Annotated in this window: 13 protein-coding genes, 1 tRNA gene and 1 pseudogene; 9 read left to right on the top strand and 6 right to left on the bottom strand. The window is 71.1% G+C overall.

The genetic code is table 11. From position 1 onward, the window contains the following. On the bottom strand, window positions 1–1,573 hold a 1,573-nt coding region (locus IE97_RS0135825), incomplete at its 3' end, for a metallophosphoesterase family protein (protein WP_030250783.1). 83 nt (window positions 1,574–1,656) lie between these two features. Here IE97_RS0135825 and IE97_RS0135820 point away from each other — a divergent pair. From IE97_RS0135820 to IE97_RS0135805, 4 genes are all read left to right on the top strand, one after another. Then, a complete protein-coding gene (locus tag IE97_RS0135820) occupies window positions 1,657–2,007 on the top strand; it encodes a metallopeptidase family protein (RefSeq protein ID WP_030250780.1) in 351 nt (116 codons plus the stop codon). Window positions 2,008–2,095: 88 nt separating this feature from the next. Next, window positions 2,096–2,641, top strand: a complete 546-nt coding sequence (locus IE97_RS0135815; RefSeq protein WP_030250777.1) for a hypothetical protein — start codon at window positions 2,096–2,098, stop codon at window positions 2,639–2,641. Between the two features lie 382 nt (window positions 2,642–3,023). Continuing rightward, on the top strand, window positions 3,024–5,096 hold the full coding sequence (locus IE97_RS0135810; RefSeq protein ID WP_030250774.1) for a DEAD/DEAH box helicase: 2,073 nt from the start codon (window positions 3,024–3,026) through the stop codon (window positions 5,094–5,096). A gap of 116 nt (window positions 5,097–5,212) precedes the next feature. Further along, window positions 5,213–5,285: transfer RNA gene (locus IE97_RS0135805), tRNA-Lys, on the top strand. 108 nt (window positions 5,286–5,393) lie between these two features. Here the strand turns inward: IE97_RS0135805 and IE97_RS0135800 are convergent. The 4 genes from IE97_RS0135800 to IE97_RS0135785 form a co-directional block, all read right to left on the bottom strand. After that, a complete protein-coding gene (locus tag IE97_RS0135800; RefSeq protein ID WP_030250772.1) occupies window positions 5,394–5,810 on the bottom strand; it encodes a YeeE/YedE thiosulfate transporter family protein in 417 nt (138 codons plus the stop codon). Further along, window positions 5,810–6,499 carry a YeeE/YedE family protein gene (locus IE97_RS0135795; protein ID WP_030250769.1) on the bottom strand — a complete coding sequence of 230 codons (690 nt, stop codon included), beginning with the start codon at window positions 6,497–6,499 and terminating at the stop codon, window positions 5,810–5,812. Before IE97_RS0135795 ends, IE97_RS0135800 begins: the two co-directional genes overlap by 1 nt. 1,315 nt (window positions 6,500–7,814) lie before the next feature. Continuing rightward, window positions 7,815–8,651 (bottom strand): RNA polymerase sigma factor SigF, encoded by an 837-nt coding sequence (locus IE97_RS0135790; protein WP_051705252.1) that lies wholly within the window; start codon window positions 8,649–8,651, stop codon window positions 7,815–7,817. 329 nt (window positions 8,652–8,980) lie between these two features. Then, window positions 8,981–9,475, bottom strand: coding sequence for a MarR family transcriptional regulator (locus IE97_RS0135785; RefSeq protein ID WP_199807059.1), 495 nt, complete (start codon window positions 9,473–9,475; stop codon window positions 8,981–8,983). 204 nt (window positions 9,476–9,679) lie between these two features. On the opposite strand from IE97_RS0135785, the gene IE97_RS0135780 reads away from it, so the two are divergent. From IE97_RS0135780 to IE97_RS0135760, 5 genes are all read left to right on the top strand, one after another. Next, window positions 9,680–10,840 carry a PP2C family protein-serine/threonine phosphatase gene (locus tag IE97_RS0135780; RefSeq protein WP_030250758.1) on the top strand — a complete coding sequence of 387 codons (1,161 nt, stop codon included), beginning with the start codon at window positions 9,680–9,682 and terminating at the stop codon, window positions 10,838–10,840. A 146-nt stretch (window positions 10,841–10,986) separates the two neighbouring features. Continuing rightward, window positions 10,987–11,886, top strand: a complete 900-nt coding sequence (locus IE97_RS0135775; RefSeq protein ID WP_420706166.1) for an STAS domain-containing protein — start codon at window positions 10,987–10,989, stop codon at window positions 11,884–11,886. Window positions 11,887–11,942: 56 nt separating this feature from the next. After that, the gene (locus IE97_RS0135770; RefSeq protein WP_030250751.1) at window positions 11,943–12,338 is read left to right on the top strand and encodes an STAS domain-containing protein; all 396 of its coding nucleotides are present in this window, start codon (window positions 11,943–11,945) and stop codon (window positions 12,336–12,338) included. Window positions 12,339–12,341: 3 nt separating this feature from the next. Next, window positions 12,342–12,785, top strand: coding sequence for an anti-sigma regulatory factor (locus IE97_RS0135765; protein ID WP_030250747.1), 444 nt, complete (start codon window positions 12,342–12,344; stop codon window positions 12,783–12,785). After that, window positions 12,785–13,855, top strand: a complete 1,071-nt coding sequence (locus tag IE97_RS0135760) for an ATP-binding SpoIIE family protein phosphatase (RefSeq protein WP_030250744.1) — start codon at window positions 12,785–12,787, stop codon at window positions 13,853–13,855. Before IE97_RS0135765 ends, IE97_RS0135760 begins: the two co-directional genes overlap by 1 nt. A gap of 196 nt (window positions 13,856–14,051) precedes the next feature. On the opposite strand, the pseudogene IE97_RS0135755 reads toward IE97_RS0135760, so the two are convergent. After that, window positions 14,052–14,543 (bottom strand): annotated as a pseudogene (locus IE97_RS0135755) (MarR family winged helix-turn-helix transcriptional regulator); the annotation flags it as partial. Window positions 14,544–14,600 lie beyond the last annotated feature (57 nt).

Raw genomic sequence — 14,600 nt, 5'->3', positions numbered from 1 at the left:
GGGTGGGGGTGCCGGTTCCGGATGGGGTGGGGGTGCTCGGGGACGGGGTCGCGCCGGGCTGGTTCTCCTCGGGGAGGTGGCGGCTGACCTCGGCTGTCGTGAGGCCGAGGCCGCCCAGTTCGATCTCGTCCCAGGCCTGGAGGTGGCGGGTGCCCCGGTCGAAGTAGAGGATCGACGCCTCGATGGGGTCCGGGTGCTTGCCCTCGATGGCGCGCAGACCGCTGCCTCCCGTGGAGCCCTCGACGCGCAGCCGGGTGCCGTACTTCATGACTTCCGTCTCGTCGTGGTGGATGTGGCCGGCGAGGGCCAGGGGGACCTCGCCGTCGACCTCGCGGGCCGCGGAGGGTTCGTGGGCGATGGCGACGTCGACGGGGGTGCCGGCGGCGCGCTGGTCGCGCAGGGCCGTGGCCAGGCGGGCGCCCGCGAGTTCCTGGGACTGCTCGGCGCCGATGCTCTTGGAACGGTCGGGGGTGTACTGAGGGTCGCCGATGCCCGCGAAGCGCAGGCCCTTGATCGTTGTCGCGCGGCCGTTGTCGAGGACGTGGACGTTCTTCAGGCTCTCCAGGTAGCGCTGGGTGATCATCGAGTCGTGGTTGCCGCGGACCCAGACGTAGGGGGCTCCGAGGTCCTCGATGGGGTCCAGGAAGCCGTTCTCGGCGGCCGTGCCGTGGTCCATCGTGTCGCCCGAGTCGACGATCACGTCCACCTTGTACTGCTCCACGAGCGAGGCGATGATCTTCCAGCTCGCCGGGTTGAGGTGGATGTCGGAGACGTGCAGGACCCGGATGGTGGAGGGGTCGGGCGCGTAGGCGGGGAGGGTGGACGTGGCGTCGTAGAGCTTGGTCACGTTGGTGACGAGGCGGGCCAGTTCCTTCTGGTAGACGTCGAATTCGGTGACGATGCTGCGCGCGTTGCCGACCAGGGAGGGGGCCGAGGTGAGCAGGCCGGAGAACTTGGGTTCCAGGACGGAGTCGGGGCGCCAGGTGGCGTACGCCGTGCCGCCCGAGGCGGCGAGCAGGGTGAGTGCCAGGCCGCCGGCGGCCAGGGCGCGGCGGGGGCGGCGGTAGACGACGAGGCCGAGGGTGGTGGCGCCGGCGACGACGGCGACGCACGAGCGTACGGCCAGGTCGAGGGTGCCGCGGCCGACGTCCTCGGTGACTTCGTCCTGGAGGCCGGAGAGGCGTTCGGGGTGGTCGACGAGGGCCTGGGCGCGGTCCGGGTCGAGTTGGTCGACGTTCACGTCGAGGCGGACGGGGGCGATGTGGCTGTCCAGTTGCAGGGCGCCCAGGGGCGAGACGTTGATCTTGGTGCCGCCGGTGGCAGAGGGGCGCAGGGTCATGGTGGTGTTCATGGGACCGACCGGGACCCGTACGTTGCCGACGATCAGCAGGCCCAGCCAGGCGCCCAGGAGGACGACGGCCACGAGTCCGACCGCGCGGGTCCACGGGTGTGGCTGCGGCACGAGCGCGATGGTGGCCGGGGCCTGGCGGGAGCGGTAGCGGCGGGCGAGGGCTCTCGGGGCCTTGCGGATCGGGTTCAGGACACGCAGGGCAGCGGCGGGGACGCGGACCATTGATCCCGTATGCCCAAGTCCCGGGCTTGATATGCGACGCCGGATGGCTCTCGTACGGTCGGGCCGTGGCCGACAATGGGCCTGTGCTGGAGATGACGCGCGAGGAGTTCGAGGAGCTGGTCGCCGAGGCGCTCGACCGGATCCCGCCGGAGCTGACGCGACTGATGGACAACGTCGCGGTGTTCGTGGAGGACGAGCCGCCGGCGGATGATCCCGAGCTGCTCGGGCTGTACGAGGGGACTCCGCTGACCGATCGGGGTGAGTGGTACGCCGGTGTGCTGCCGGACCGGATCACGATCTACCGGAATCCGACGCTGCGGATGTGCGAGTCGCGGGAGGACGTCGTCGCCGAGACGGAGATCACGGTGGTGCACGAGATCGCGCACCACTTCGGGATCGACGACGAGCGCCTTCACTCCCTGGGCTACGGCTGAGCGACGGTGTGAATGCGGGCCGCGTGTCCTCTTGCGGGCGGCGGGAGTTGGAGGTGTTGACTCCATCACCCTTCCCGGAGGTGGCCCCGTGCGCCCCTTGTACGTACCTGTCCGCTTGGCCGCCACCGTCGTGGCCGTCGCCGCTGCCGCCGGCTGTATGAGCGTCGGCGACGACGGCGCGGGCGGGAGCGCGAAGCCGTCGCATTCCGCCGGGCAGCGTGGCGGGGAGGCGCCTGACGGCGGGTCGGCGGTGTCGGGCGGCGGCGAGGTGGGCGGTGCGGTGTCGGGCGACAAGGAACGCGGGCGGGACAAGGACAAGAAGGGCAAGAAGGGGAAGAAGGGCAAGGGCGATGGCGGGCGTGGGGAGTCGGCGTCCCCCGACGCGTCGTCGTCGGTCGCGGCGAGTGCGTCGGCGCCTGGGCGTGAGAAGCCCGGGGAGCCGGGTCGGCCCGCGCCGAAGCCGCCGGTTCCGCCCACTCCCACCCGGACGGCCGAACCGGAGCCCACGCCGACTCCGCCCGAGCCCACTGCGTCCTCTGAGCCGACGCCGGAGCCGTCGTCGTCGGCGCACGAGCCTCCCGAACCGCAGCTGGCCGAGCGGGAGCCGGCACCGGAGGCGGGCGTGCCGGCGTAGCGGTGCGGTCGCGTGGGGCGCGGGGGTTCGGCCCACGCCGGGCAGCTCCGTTGTGGCCGCGTGCTGTTGCTGCGGTCACCCGAGCGGGCCGGTCGTGGTGACGCGGGAACATTTCCGGGAGGCGGGTGGTTGAGGGCTGTCGGGAAGTGCTTCGGTGCGTTCCCGCTGTCTCATGCGCCGTCCGGTTTGCCTTGCGGGGCCCGGAGTGCGTATGGTGGCAGATCGTTTGATCCCATCTTGCCCGGCGCCACCGCAGAGCGCGCCGTGTGGCGCGTACTCTCCTTTGCCGTGGTGGACCGCATTGAGGCGGTCGTATTGCGAAGCGAATCACGGAGTTGACGGGCGCGTGCCGACTTGAGACTCCGGAAGGTTTCGCATTCGCATGTCCATTGCCAGTACTGACCACGTCGTCGTGCCCGAGAACGAGGCAGCCGAGGACGCCCCCGAGGTCACTTTCGCCGACCTCGGTCTGCCCGAGGGCGTTGTGCGCAAGCTCGCGCAGAACGGCGTGACCACCCCCTTCCCGATCCAGGCCGCGACCATTCCGGACGCCCTGGCCGGCAAGGACATCCTCGGCCGGGGCCGCACCGGCTCCGGCAAGACCCTCTCCTTCGGTCTGCCGACGCTGGCGACGCTCGCCGGTGGCCGTACGGAGAAGCACAAGCCGCGGGCCGTCATCCTCACGCCGACGCGTGAGCTCGCCATGCAGGTCGCCGACGCGCTGCAGCCCTACGGTGACGTCCTCGGCCTGAAGATGAAGGTCGTCTGTGGCGGTACGTCCATGGGCAACCAGATCTACGCCCTGGAGAAGGGCGTCGACATCCTGGTCGCCACTCCGGGCCGGCTGCGCGACATCATCAACCGCGGTGCCTGCTCGCTGGAGAACGTGCAGATCGCCGTTCTCGACGAGGCCGACCAGATGTCCGACCTGGGCTTCATGCCCGAGGTCACCGAGCTGCTGGACCAGGTTCCGGCGGGCGGCCAGCGGATGCTGTTCTCCGCGACCATGGAGAACGAGATCAAGACCCTGGTCGACCGGTACCTGAACAGCCCGGTCAGCCACGAGGTCGACGCCGCGCAGGGCGCGGTGACGACCATGTCGCACCACATCCTGATCGTGAAGCCCAAGGACAAGGCGCCGGTCACCGCCGCGATCGCCTCCCGCAAGGGCCGCACCATCATCTTCGTGCGCACCCAGCTGGGCGCGGACCGTGTCGCGGAGCAGCTGCGCGACGCCGGTGTGAAGGCCGACGCGCTGCACGGCGGGATGACCCAGGGCGCGCGGACCCGGACGCTGGCCGACTTCAAGGACGGGTACGTCAACGTGCTCGTCGCGACCGACGTCGCCGCACGCGGTATCCACGTCGACGGCATCGACCTGGTGCTGAACGTGGACCCGGCCGGTGACCACAAGGACTACCTGCACCGGGCGGGCCGTACGGCGCGCGCGGGCCGCACGGGCACGGTCGTGTCCCTGTCGCTGCCGCACCAGCGGCGGCAGATCTTCCGGCTGATGGAGGACGCGGGCGTCGACGCCACGCGTCACATCATCCAGGGCGCCGGCGCCTTCGACCCGGAGGTCGCCGAGATCACCGGTGCCCGGTCGATGACCGAGGTGCAGGCCGAGTCGGTGGGCAACGCCGCGCAGCAGGCCGAGCGTGAGGTCGCCCAGCTCACCAAGGAGCTGGAGCGGGCGCAGCGGCGCGCGAACGAGCTGCGTGAGGAGTCGGACCGGCTGCTCGCGCGCGTCGCGCGTGAGCGGGGCGAGGAGCCTGCCGCGGTGGCGGCCGGTGAGTCGGTGGAGGCGTCGGCCGGTGTCGAGGTGTCCGTGCCCGAGCAGCCGACCGCGAAGGACGTCGAGCGTGAGGAGCGCGCCGAGGTTTCCGCGCCGTACGAGCGGCGGGAGCGGCGCGAGGAGCGTGGCGGCGGCTTCCGGCGTGACGACCGGGGTGGCCGTTCCTTCGACCGTGACCGGGACCGTGACCGTGGCGGGCGTTCGTTCGAGCGGCGTGACGACCGCGGTGGCTTCAACCGCGACCGTGACCGGGATCGTGACCGTGGCGGGCGTTCCTTCGACCGTGACCGCGGCTTCCGCCGGGACGACCGGTCTGACCGGGGCGACCGCGGTGAGCGTGGCGGCTTCCGGCGTGACGACCGTGGCGGGCGTTCCTTCGAGCGGCGTGACGACCGCGGCGGGCGTTCCTTCGAGCGGCGTGACGACCGCGGCGGCTTCAACCGCGACCGGGACCGTGGTGGCTTCCGCCGGGACGAGCGCGGCGGGCACCGGGGCAGCGACCGTCCCTTCAACCGGGACCGCCGGGACGACCGTCCGGGATTCCGCTCCGGTGGCCACGACCGTCCGTACGGCCGTCGTGACGACCACCGCGGTGACCACCGTGGCGGCGGTTCCTTCGGCCGCCGCGAGGACAAGCCGCGCTGGAAGCGCAACGGCTGACGCACCGCGTCAGTGACGCCGACCGGGCCTGTTTCCCCCTTCGGCACGGCCGGGTCCCCGATACCCGATCGGAGACTCGGCCACGGCGGGCTATGCTCGTGGGGGCAACATCGCCTGGGCCCTTAGCTCAATTGGCAGAGCAGTGGACTTTTAATCCATTGGTTGTGGGTTCGAGTCCCACAGGGCCTACAGAGGAGCCCCAGTCCAGACCGCGTCTGGACTGGGGCTCACGGCTGTGGAGCGACTTGAAGCCGCGTCAGCCGCTGACCGTGCACGCTCTGGCTTGTGGGGGTCTGGTTACAACCCGCAGGAGCCGCGGTCGAGGTGGAAGTACCGGGCGTTGGCCCAGCGGCACAGCCGCATACCGACGATGACGCCGACGATGGTGATCAGGGCAGGAAGGTATCCGCTGGCGACCTGGATGATCGGGATGGCAGGGCAGCCGCCCGAGATCGCCCAGCCGGTACCGAACAGCACCGCGCCGGGGATCACGCCGGCGTGGATGCGCCCCGGGGTGCGGCGGACCCGCAGCAGAGCGAAGGCGCACACGATGATCACCACCGCGCCCGCGAAGGAGAGGAGCATGCGCGGGTCCTGGAAGGTGAACATGCGGTTCAGCTCGGCGTAGTCGCCGAAGCCGATGTTGGTGACGGTGTAACCGAGGGCCAGTCCGGTGATGATGCTGGCCAGCAGAACCGCGCCTCGGGTGCGCATCAGATCACCTTCCACAGGAGGAACGACACCGCGACGGCGGTGCCGAAGAAGACGGCTGTCGCGACGATGCTGACCGGTCGTAGCCGGCCGCAGCCGCTGAGTCCGTGGCCGGAGCTGCACCCACCGGCCAGCCGGGTGCCGAAGCCGACCAGGACACCTCCCACGAACAGCACGGCGATCATGATGGCCGAATCGGCGGTGACCAGGTTCCGGAACGCCGGGCCCATGTCGAAGCGGAGGTGGAAACGCCCGGAGGTGACTGCGGCGATGAGTCCACCGAGGAAGATCGACACCAGCAGGACAGCCTGAGTGATCAGTGGGGCCGGGCGCAGGCTGGTGGCTGCCGGGCGCTCAGTCGCGGTATCGGCATCGGCACCGGCATCGGCTTCGAGCGGCTGCGAGGTCCCGTAGGGGACCTGCGGAACGGTGGACGTGGCGGTGGCGGTGGAGGCGGTGGCGGTGGCGGTGGTGCCGAAGTGTTCCGCTGTGGCTGCGGCGAGCGCCTCGGCGAGAGCTTGATCGTCGGCGAACTCGTCGTCCATCCGCTCGAGCCGGCGTTCGCGGCGCCAGTGCAGCACGCGATCCCAGGCTGCCGACACCCCGAGGGACCGATCGGTGACGAGGGTGTGGTTGATGGTGACCAGAGCGAGTCCGACAGCGCCCGCCCACCAGGGCCAGTAGGTGCTCATGCGGGTCCTCTCATCCAATCGGCGAGTCGAGCCCACCAGCCGCGCTTGGGGCTGGGCGCTTGGCGTGTGTGTCGAGCGGCGTTGTCCGTGGGTTCGGCGGTCTGCGGGGACGGTGTCGGCGGGCGATGCCAGACATTCGCCGGCGAAGGTGTTGCCCCGAACGGGGCCATGGCCTCGGGTGTGGTGGTTCCAGGCCCTGACGGTGACTGCTCATAGGGCTGGGACGGTGCCGGGGATGGTGCCGGCTGGGACCAGGACGCGGCCTCCGGTGTACCCGGGGCGGGCTGTGACGGCGAGGGCTGTTGGGGGGTGGCCGGAGCTTCGAAGTGCCGCGCACGGGCTCCGTTGGGCAACAGGCTGATGGGCACGCGCTCGCCGGTGAGGGACATCTGGTAGCGCGCACAGCCGAGCCATCGATCTGTGCTGTCGCAGTAGTACTCGCGCCAACCTTGCAAACTCGCCCTGAGCAAGGGGAAGAGGGGGCATCCTGCGGCATGTGAGCAACTCACGTTGCTCCCTCCTGACCGGCACGCCACCCTCCGTGAAGAGCGGTTGCCGTTTTTAGTTGCTGCCCTCGCTGTGCTCGGTCGACGGTTTGTATGCCAATGTGTTGACGGGCAGTGACAAATAAGGTGCTGCTACTCCATTTCTCGACCGGGCGCGATGCAACCATTGTTTCGGGCGTCGGGCAACTCGGGAATTCATGGGACGGGTCACTTGGCGCTGCTCGGTGAGATAATCTCCGCGACGGACATGCGGCGTCTCCCTCTCGTATCCGGATATTTACGGCCGTCAACGAGGCTGCTGGGAGCGGGTTTCGGCTTCCTGGGTGCGGTCTGTGCCAGCGCGAGGTAGCCGTTTCTGAAGGTGCGTGTAAATCCTGGGGTTTATTGTGGCGGCGGCGTGAATGCAGTGGATATTGATCGAAGAACTAAAAAGAACCAAGGGGGGTAATCATGTGTCAGCGTGCTGTCTGCCCGTCATGTCGAAAGGTGACCTATGAGGGTTGCGGGAGGCATGTGGACCAAGTACTGATGGGTGTACCGGCCGCTCGGCGGTGCATGTGCGATTCTGCGGAATCCGGAAGTGCCCGCACGGTGAGAACGGCGAGTCGATCGCCATCAGTGCCATCAGTGCCATCAGTGCCATCAGTGCCATCCGGGCAGGACGGGGCGAGGGGCGGCTGGTGGGCTCGGCTCGTCGACTGGGTGAAAAGCCCGGCATAGCGCCGGGCCGTCATCACCCTGCCGCCGACGGACAGCTGAGCCCCGTCGTCGACGGCAGGTTCGCCCCTGGACCGGGCCCCTGCCGGGCCTCAGCCCGTCGCCAGCATCCCCGACCGGAGTCGCGCCACCGTCCGGGAGATCAGCCGGGACACGTGCATCTGGGAGATGCCGAGGCGCTTGCCGATCTCCGCCTGGGTGAGTTCCTCAACGAAGCGGAGGTGGAGGATGAGGCGCTGGCGTTCGTCGAGTTCGGCGACCAGGGGGGCCAGCGCGTGGAAGTCCTCGACGAGTTCCAGGGCCGGGTCCTCCTCGCCGATGAACGCGGCGAGCGTCGCCTCGCTCTCCTCGGAGTCGTTGCCGATCGTGGCGTCCAGGGAGGAGGACGAGTAGCCGTTCGACGCGACCTGGGCCTCGACGACCTCCTCCTCCGACAGGTTCATCAGCGCCGCCAGCTCGGCGACCTTCGGCGCGCGGCCGAGGCGGGAGGCGAGTTCCTCGGTGGCCTTGGCGAGTTCGGTACGCGCCTCCTGCAGGCGCCGCGGCACGTGCACCGCCCAGGACGTGTCGCGGAAGAACCGCTTGATCTCGCCGACGATGTACGGCACGGCGAAGCTGGTGAACTGGACCTCGCGGGAGACCTCGAAGCGGTCGATGGCCTTGATGAGGCCGATGACGCCGACCTGGACGACGTCCTCCATCGCCTGGCCGCTGGCGCGGAACCGGCGGGCCGCGAACCGCACCAGTGACATGTTCATCTCGATAAGCGTGTTGCGCGCGTACTGGTATTCGGGCGTGCCCTCTTCCAGTACCGCGAGGCGGTCGAGGAACTGGCCGGTCAGCTCGCGCGCGTCCTGCGGGGCGAGCTTCTGCGGCTCCGCGATCTGCGGAAGGTCCTCACCGCCTGCGGTGCGGGAATCCGTCGTCATGCCGATGCGCGTGGTCGCCGTCACGGGCCCTCCCTCATAGTTCCGGCCCGCTCCCATCCCCCGACAGGCCACCTCACGCCCCGTTACCCGCGCTTGCCGGGCTCATGCCCCGCGAACCTCAGGCCGAGACGTAGCCCACAGTCGGTGCAGGTCGGGGCGGTGACGGGGTATCCGCACCGACGGTACGGAGGGGAGGTCGAGGAGTGCCGGGAGCAGACAGTTGTCGTTTGACAACCATAGTCGGAGAACAACAGAGTAGCCGTGGCGGACGGGCACGGGGAAGGATCCGGAATGTTCGACCCGGTGCCGCGTCGGGTGGTTCGAACAGGTCAGGCAGTCTGGCTGCCGGAGGTGCGGGCGTCGTCGGCGTCGTCGTGTATCTGGGCCGCCGCCGCGTCGCAGAACGCCTCCAGCCCCTGCAGCAACGCCACCCGCTTGGCGGCCGGCATCTGGTCGAGCACGGCGCGCAGCGTCTGCTCCCGGCGGGTGCGCAGGTCGGCCAGGAAGGCGCGGCCCCGGCCGCTGAGGTGCAGGCGTACCTCGCGCCGGTCCACCGCACTCACCTCGCGTTCGACGAACCCGGCCGCCTGCAGCCGGTCGCACAGCCGGCTGGTCGAGGGCGGGGTGGAGGCGAGGGAGTCGGCCAGGGTGCGCAGGTTGATGCCCTCGTGGTGCTCGAGCATGAGGAGCACGCGCAGCTGGGACGCGGAAGCGGGGGCCGTCGAGGCCCGGCCCCAGAGGACCTCCAGCAACTCCGCAGCCGTAGAGGTCACACGCGCGACCTCTGCTGGCTCTGGGCGGGGTCGGAGGGAAGTCACAGTCACACTCTCGCAGGCACCGGGGTGGCCGTCAGCGTACTAGGCGTACGGGCGCGAGGGCGGAAACCGGCCCCGGGCCGGCAGCGGCCCACCGCGCCCGGCACGCGCCCAGCCCCTCCCGTACCCGAGGACCCGCGCCCCAGGACCCGTACCCGTGGACCCGTCGACGACCGAGAAGAGATTGGTGTTCAGACCATCGTGACGACGATCGTGAACAGATTCGTGGCCGCCGAGCGCGCCCTGCGCACGGCGGCGCCCCACCGACTGCTGGACGAGGTCCGTCGTGTACTGACCGATCAGTACGCGGCGGACTCCGTCGAGCTGTACCTGGCCGACTACGGACTGACGGTGCTTCAGCCGGTGTCGGTGCTGCCGCACACCCTTCAGCCGGTGTCCGTGCACAACAGCCCGGCGGGCCGGGCCTTCGGAGCGCAGCAGGCGTATGTGGAGCCCCTCCCGGAGGGTCTCGTGCGCGCGCATCTGCCGGTCACCGTGCGCGGCGACCGCCTCGGCGTGATGTCGGTGGCCCTGCCGGGCGGCGAGCACGCCGACGGCTGCCTGGGCGAACTCGCCGAGATCGCCCAGGTGCTCGGGCACGAGGTCGTCGTGGCCGAGCGGGACACCGACCTGTACCTCCAGGCCCGCCGCAGGGACCGGCTCACCCTGGCCGCCGAGATGCAGTGGCAGCTGCTGCCGGGCCGCTCCTGTTCCCGCCCCGAGTACGAGCTGGGCGCGCAGCTGGAACCGGCGTACGCGATCTTCGGTGACAACTTCGACTGGTCCGCCACGGCCGACCGGCTCAGTCTCTACGTCACCAACGGCATGGGCGAGGGCATAGAGGCCTCGCTGCTGACGAACCTGGCGATCAGTGCTCTGCGCAACGCGCGCCGGGCCGGTCTGCCCATCGCCGACCAGGCGGCCCTGGCCGACCAGGCGGTGTACGCCCACTACCGGGGCCGCTGCTACGTGTCCGTGCTGATGCTCGACATCGAGCTGGCCACCGGGCTGGTCCGGGCGGTGGACGCCGGTTCCCCGCGGCTGCTGAGGCTGCGCCAAGGCGTGGTGGAGCGGATGCCCTTCGACGCCCAGTTGCCGCTCGGCATGTTCGAGGAGACCGACTACGTCGCCCAGGAGTTCCGTGTCGAGCCCGGCGACCGGCTGGTCTTCGTCAGTGACGGGGTCTACGACGTGGCCTCGCCGGGTGGTGAGGCGTACGGAGACGCCGCCCTGGCCCGGGCGATCCAGTCGACGCGGCTGCTGCCGGCCGCCGAGGTGCCCCGGGCGATCCTGCGCGAACTGACCGGCCACCGCGGCGAAACCGTCCCGGACGACGACGCCCTCGTGGTGTGTCTCGACTGGCGTGGGCGGTAGGGCGCGGGGGAAGACGCAGGTCGTGGGCGTGCACGAAGAGTTGTTTGGTGGTGTCGCACGGCGGCACTAATGTTTGTCATACGGCAAGTAACGGCTGGGGCGCCGTGGCGTGACCTCGGTCCGGCCCGTGCAAGGGAGCGATGCAAGTGTCGGTGTCGGAAGAGAACGCGGAGCAGGAGCCGGCGGCCCAGCAGGTGAGCGCCTTCCTCGAACGGCGCCGGGAGCAGATCGCCCAGCGGTGGGCGGACGCGGCGCTGTTCCGCACGGTCTTCACCGTGTCACGTGACGAGGCGGTGGAGGCCGGCAGGTCCGTGACGGCGGCGCTGGCCGCGGTGGCGGCCTCGGGGCGGCTGGAGGACATCCGGGCGTCCGGGTTCGAGGCGGTGCGTGACCAGTTGGGGCGGATGGCGGCTTCCCGCGCCCGCACGGGCATGGACCCGGACGGGGTCGCCAGGGAGGTGGCTGCCCTGCGCGAACCGGTGACGGAGCTGCTGCGCGCCGAGTTCGAGGAACCGTACGCCCCTGAGGCCCAGAACTGCGTGCTGGCGCTGACCGTGCTCATGGGCACACTGCGCCTGGTCGTGCTGGAGACGACGGTCAGCGCGAGCGAGGAGCTGATCGCCCGGCAGCGCGAGCAGCTGCACGAGGTGGCCACCCCGGTGATCAAGCTCTGGGAGAGCACGGTCGCCGTACCGCTGATCGGCACGCTGGACAGCGCCCGCAGCCAGGTGGTCATGGAGAGCCTGCTGGACGCGATCGTCGCCGAGCGCGCCCGGTACGCCATCCTCGACATCACCGGCGTGCCCACGGTCGACTCGCTGGTCGCCCAGCACCTGATGAAGACGGTGGCCGCGGCACGGCTGATGGGCGCCGAATGCATCGTCTCCGGGATCCGGCCGGCCATCGCGCAGACCATCGTCCACCTGGGCATCGACCTGGGCACGGTGCTCACCCGCGCGAGCCTGGCGGACGCCCTGGCCTACGCGCTCAGCCGGCAGGGCGTGGCCATCTCGCCGGTCGCCGCGGCCGACGCGGGAGCGCGGTGACCGGGGCTGCGGGGAACGGGCCCGCGGGGTTCGGGCACCCGGTGGCCGGGCATCCGGTGGCCGGGGCCGCGGGCGGGCACGCCTTCACGGTTCCGGTCCTCAAGCTGGGCGACACCCTGCTGGTCACCCTCCAGGGTGAGCTGCACGACGGGATGGCCGAGCAGCTCCAGCAGGACATCACGGACCGGATCGCGCACACCCGAGTGACCGGTGTGGTCATCGACATCTCCGGCGTGGAGATCGTCGACTCCTTCCTGGGGCGGGTCCTCGCCGAGATCGCCGCCGGAGCCGAACTGCTGGCCGCCCGCACGGTGCTGGCCGGGATGCGCCCGGCGGTGGCGATCACCCTGGTCGAGCTGGGCCTCACTCTGCCCGGACTGCTCACGGCCCTGGACGTGGAACGCGCGATGGAGCTGCTCGCCGCCGGTGAGCGACAGGGCGAGGGGAGTTGAGTGATGCAGGCCTCCCGCCACGCGGCCCCGGCCACCCTGCCGATCGGCTCGGACGCCGACCTGGCCTGGGTACGGCAGCAGGTCCGGCAGGCCGCCGCCGAGCTCGGTTTCGGCCTGGTGCAGCAGACCAAGCTCGTCACCGCCGCCAGCGAGCTGGCCCGCAACACCCTCGTCCACGGTGGCGGCGGACATGTGGCGCTCACTCCGCTGGACACCGGGCAGACGCGAGGGCTGCGGCTGGCCTTCGTCGACAGCGGGCCCGGCATCCGCGACCTGGACCAGGCGATGACCGACGGATACACCAGTGGCGGCGGGCTCGGTCTCGGCATGAGCGGGGCCAAGCGGCTGGTCCACGAGTTCGAGGTGGAGAGCCGGCCGGGGGAGGGGACCACCGTCACCGTCACCGCGTGGGCCACCGCCGTGCCCCCGTCCCGTCCGGGGTCCTGATGAGCAGGGTGTGGGACGTGCCGGTGGACGACTCCACCCGGGTGCGGGACGTCCGGGTGGCGGTGGAGGAGGCCGGTGCGTGCGCGGGGCTCGGCCCGGACCGCACCGCGACCGCCGCGCTCGTGGCGACGGAGCTGGCGACCAACCTGATCCGGCACGCGGAGGGCGGGCGCATGCTCGTCGACCTCGTCGAGCGCCCGCACGGCGACGGCCGCGGCCGGTCGGTGCAGCTCGTCTCGCTCGATCACGGCCCGGGCATCCCGGACGTCGCGGTGGCGATGAGCGACGGCTACACCACAGCGGCCTCCCTGGGCGCGGGCCTCGGTACGTGCCGGCGCATAGCGAACGACTTCGGCCTGCACAGCGCGCCCGGCCGGGGCACCGTCGCCGTGGCCCGCATCGACCACCACCCCCCGGCCGACCGGACGAGGACGCCCGCGCGGGGCCCGCGCGCGGGTGGCGTCAACGTCCCCCTCGGCCGGGCCGAGCACTCCGGCGACGCCTGGAGCCTGGTGGACGACGGTGACCGGCCGACCCTCCTGCTCGCCGACGGGCTCGGTCACGGAGCCAAGGCGGCGGAGGCCTCCGACACCGCCGTGGGCGCGCTGCGCGGGCTGGCGGGCCTGCCCCCCGACGAGATCCTGCGGCGCCTGGGCCGGACTCTGCGCCCTACCCGGGGCGCGGCCGTCGCCGTGGCCCAACTGGACCTCGCGGCCGGGCGGTTGTACTTCGCCGGGATCGGCAACGTCAGTGGCCGTCTGCGCACCGGCGGCAGGTGGAAGCCGCTGCTGTCCCAGCCCGGCATCGCGGGCGCCCAGGCGCCGGCGTCCCTGACCGTGCAGCGCGAGCCGTGGCAGGACGACTGCCTGCTCGTCCTGCACAGCGACGGACTGCCCGGCCGCTGGACGCCTCCGGACGACGCCGTGCTCCTCGGCTGCGACCCGGCGGTGGTGGCCGCGGTCATCCTCAGGGACTCCGGCAGCGCGGCTCGGGCGGTGGGGGACGACACGTGTGTGGCGGTGCTGAGCGGCGGGGGCGGCGCCATGGGTGGTGACGGCTCGAGGGGCTGACGGGCAAGGAGTCCGGCGAACCTACGCGCCCGACTTCGCCCGTCGCCCACGCCGTACGTCAGTGCCCGTCGGTCCTGTCGGGCCCGTCGGTCGGGTCGGTCCCGTCGGTCCTGCCGACCCTATCGGTCCTCTCGGTTCTGTTCGTCTCTTCAGTCCTTTTCGCAACGCTGGTGTTCATCCCGATTGATTCGTTCCCCCCGTCGGTACGGGGAAGCCCAGAGTCCCGCGCCGCGAGAAACCCCCGCAACCCCGTGCGCAACGCCGCCCGGTCGTCCGGCTTCATCGCCGCCAGTGCCGTGGCCAGGGCCTCGGTGCGGCGGCCGGCGATGTCGCCCAGGACGTGTCGTCCGTGCGGGGTGAGCCACAACTGGACCTCGCGGCGGGTGTCCGGATGCGGGACGCGCTCCAGGAGGCCGGCCGCCGCCAGGCGGTCGCAGAGGCGGCTGGCCGTGGGAAGGCCGATGTCCAGCCGGTCGGACAGGGCCGTGAGGTTCAGGCCGGGAGCGGCCTCCAGCGTCCGCAGCGCCCGCAGTTGGTGCAGGGACAGCCGCAGGGAGGCGTCCTGGGCGGCGATCGACCACAGGGCGGTCAGACTCTCCACAGCAGCGGCGATCTGTGACGCGACGGCTTCCGGGCCATCGCCCGCTCCCCTCGCCCGGTGGTCACCGGGGCCGCCGAGTTCGGTCACAAAACGGTCACTTTCCATAAGCTCCGGGTACTGCGGAGGTCGCCCTCTTTCAAAGGC

The organism is Streptomyces sp. NRRL S-455 (genome assembly GCF_000717875.1).
Lineage (GTDB): Bacteria > Actinomycetota > Actinomycetes > Streptomycetales > Streptomycetaceae > Streptomyces.
Note: the sequence above shows the minus strand (reverse complement) of the source record. Positions and strands in the feature narration are given on the sequence as shown.

Excerpts from the sequence above, each read along its gene's own strand:
- IE97_RS0135795 (WP_030250769.1), bottom strand. The coding sequence starts at position 6,499 with ATGAGCACCTACTGGCCCTGGTGGGCGGGCGCTGTCGGACTCGCTCTG.
- IE97_RS0135790 (WP_051705252.1), bottom strand. The coding sequence starts at position 8,651 with ATGACGACGGATTCCCGCACCGCAGGCGGTGAGGACCTTCCGCAGATC.
- IE97_RS0135765 (WP_030250747.1), top strand. The coding sequence starts at position 12,342 with ATGCAGGCCTCCCGCCACGCGGCCCCGGCCACCCTGCCGATCGGCTCG.
- IE97_RS0135760 (WP_030250744.1), top strand. The coding sequence starts at position 12,785 with ATGAGCAGGGTGTGGGACGTGCCGGTGGACGACTCCACCCGGGTGCGG.
- IE97_RS0135810 (WP_030250774.1), top strand. The coding sequence starts at position 3,024 with ATGTCCATTGCCAGTACTGACCACGTCGTCGTGCCCGAGAACGAGGCA.
- IE97_RS0135800 (WP_030250772.1), bottom strand. The coding sequence starts at position 5,810 with ATGCGCACCCGAGGCGCGGTTCTGCTGGCCAGCATCATCACCGGACTG.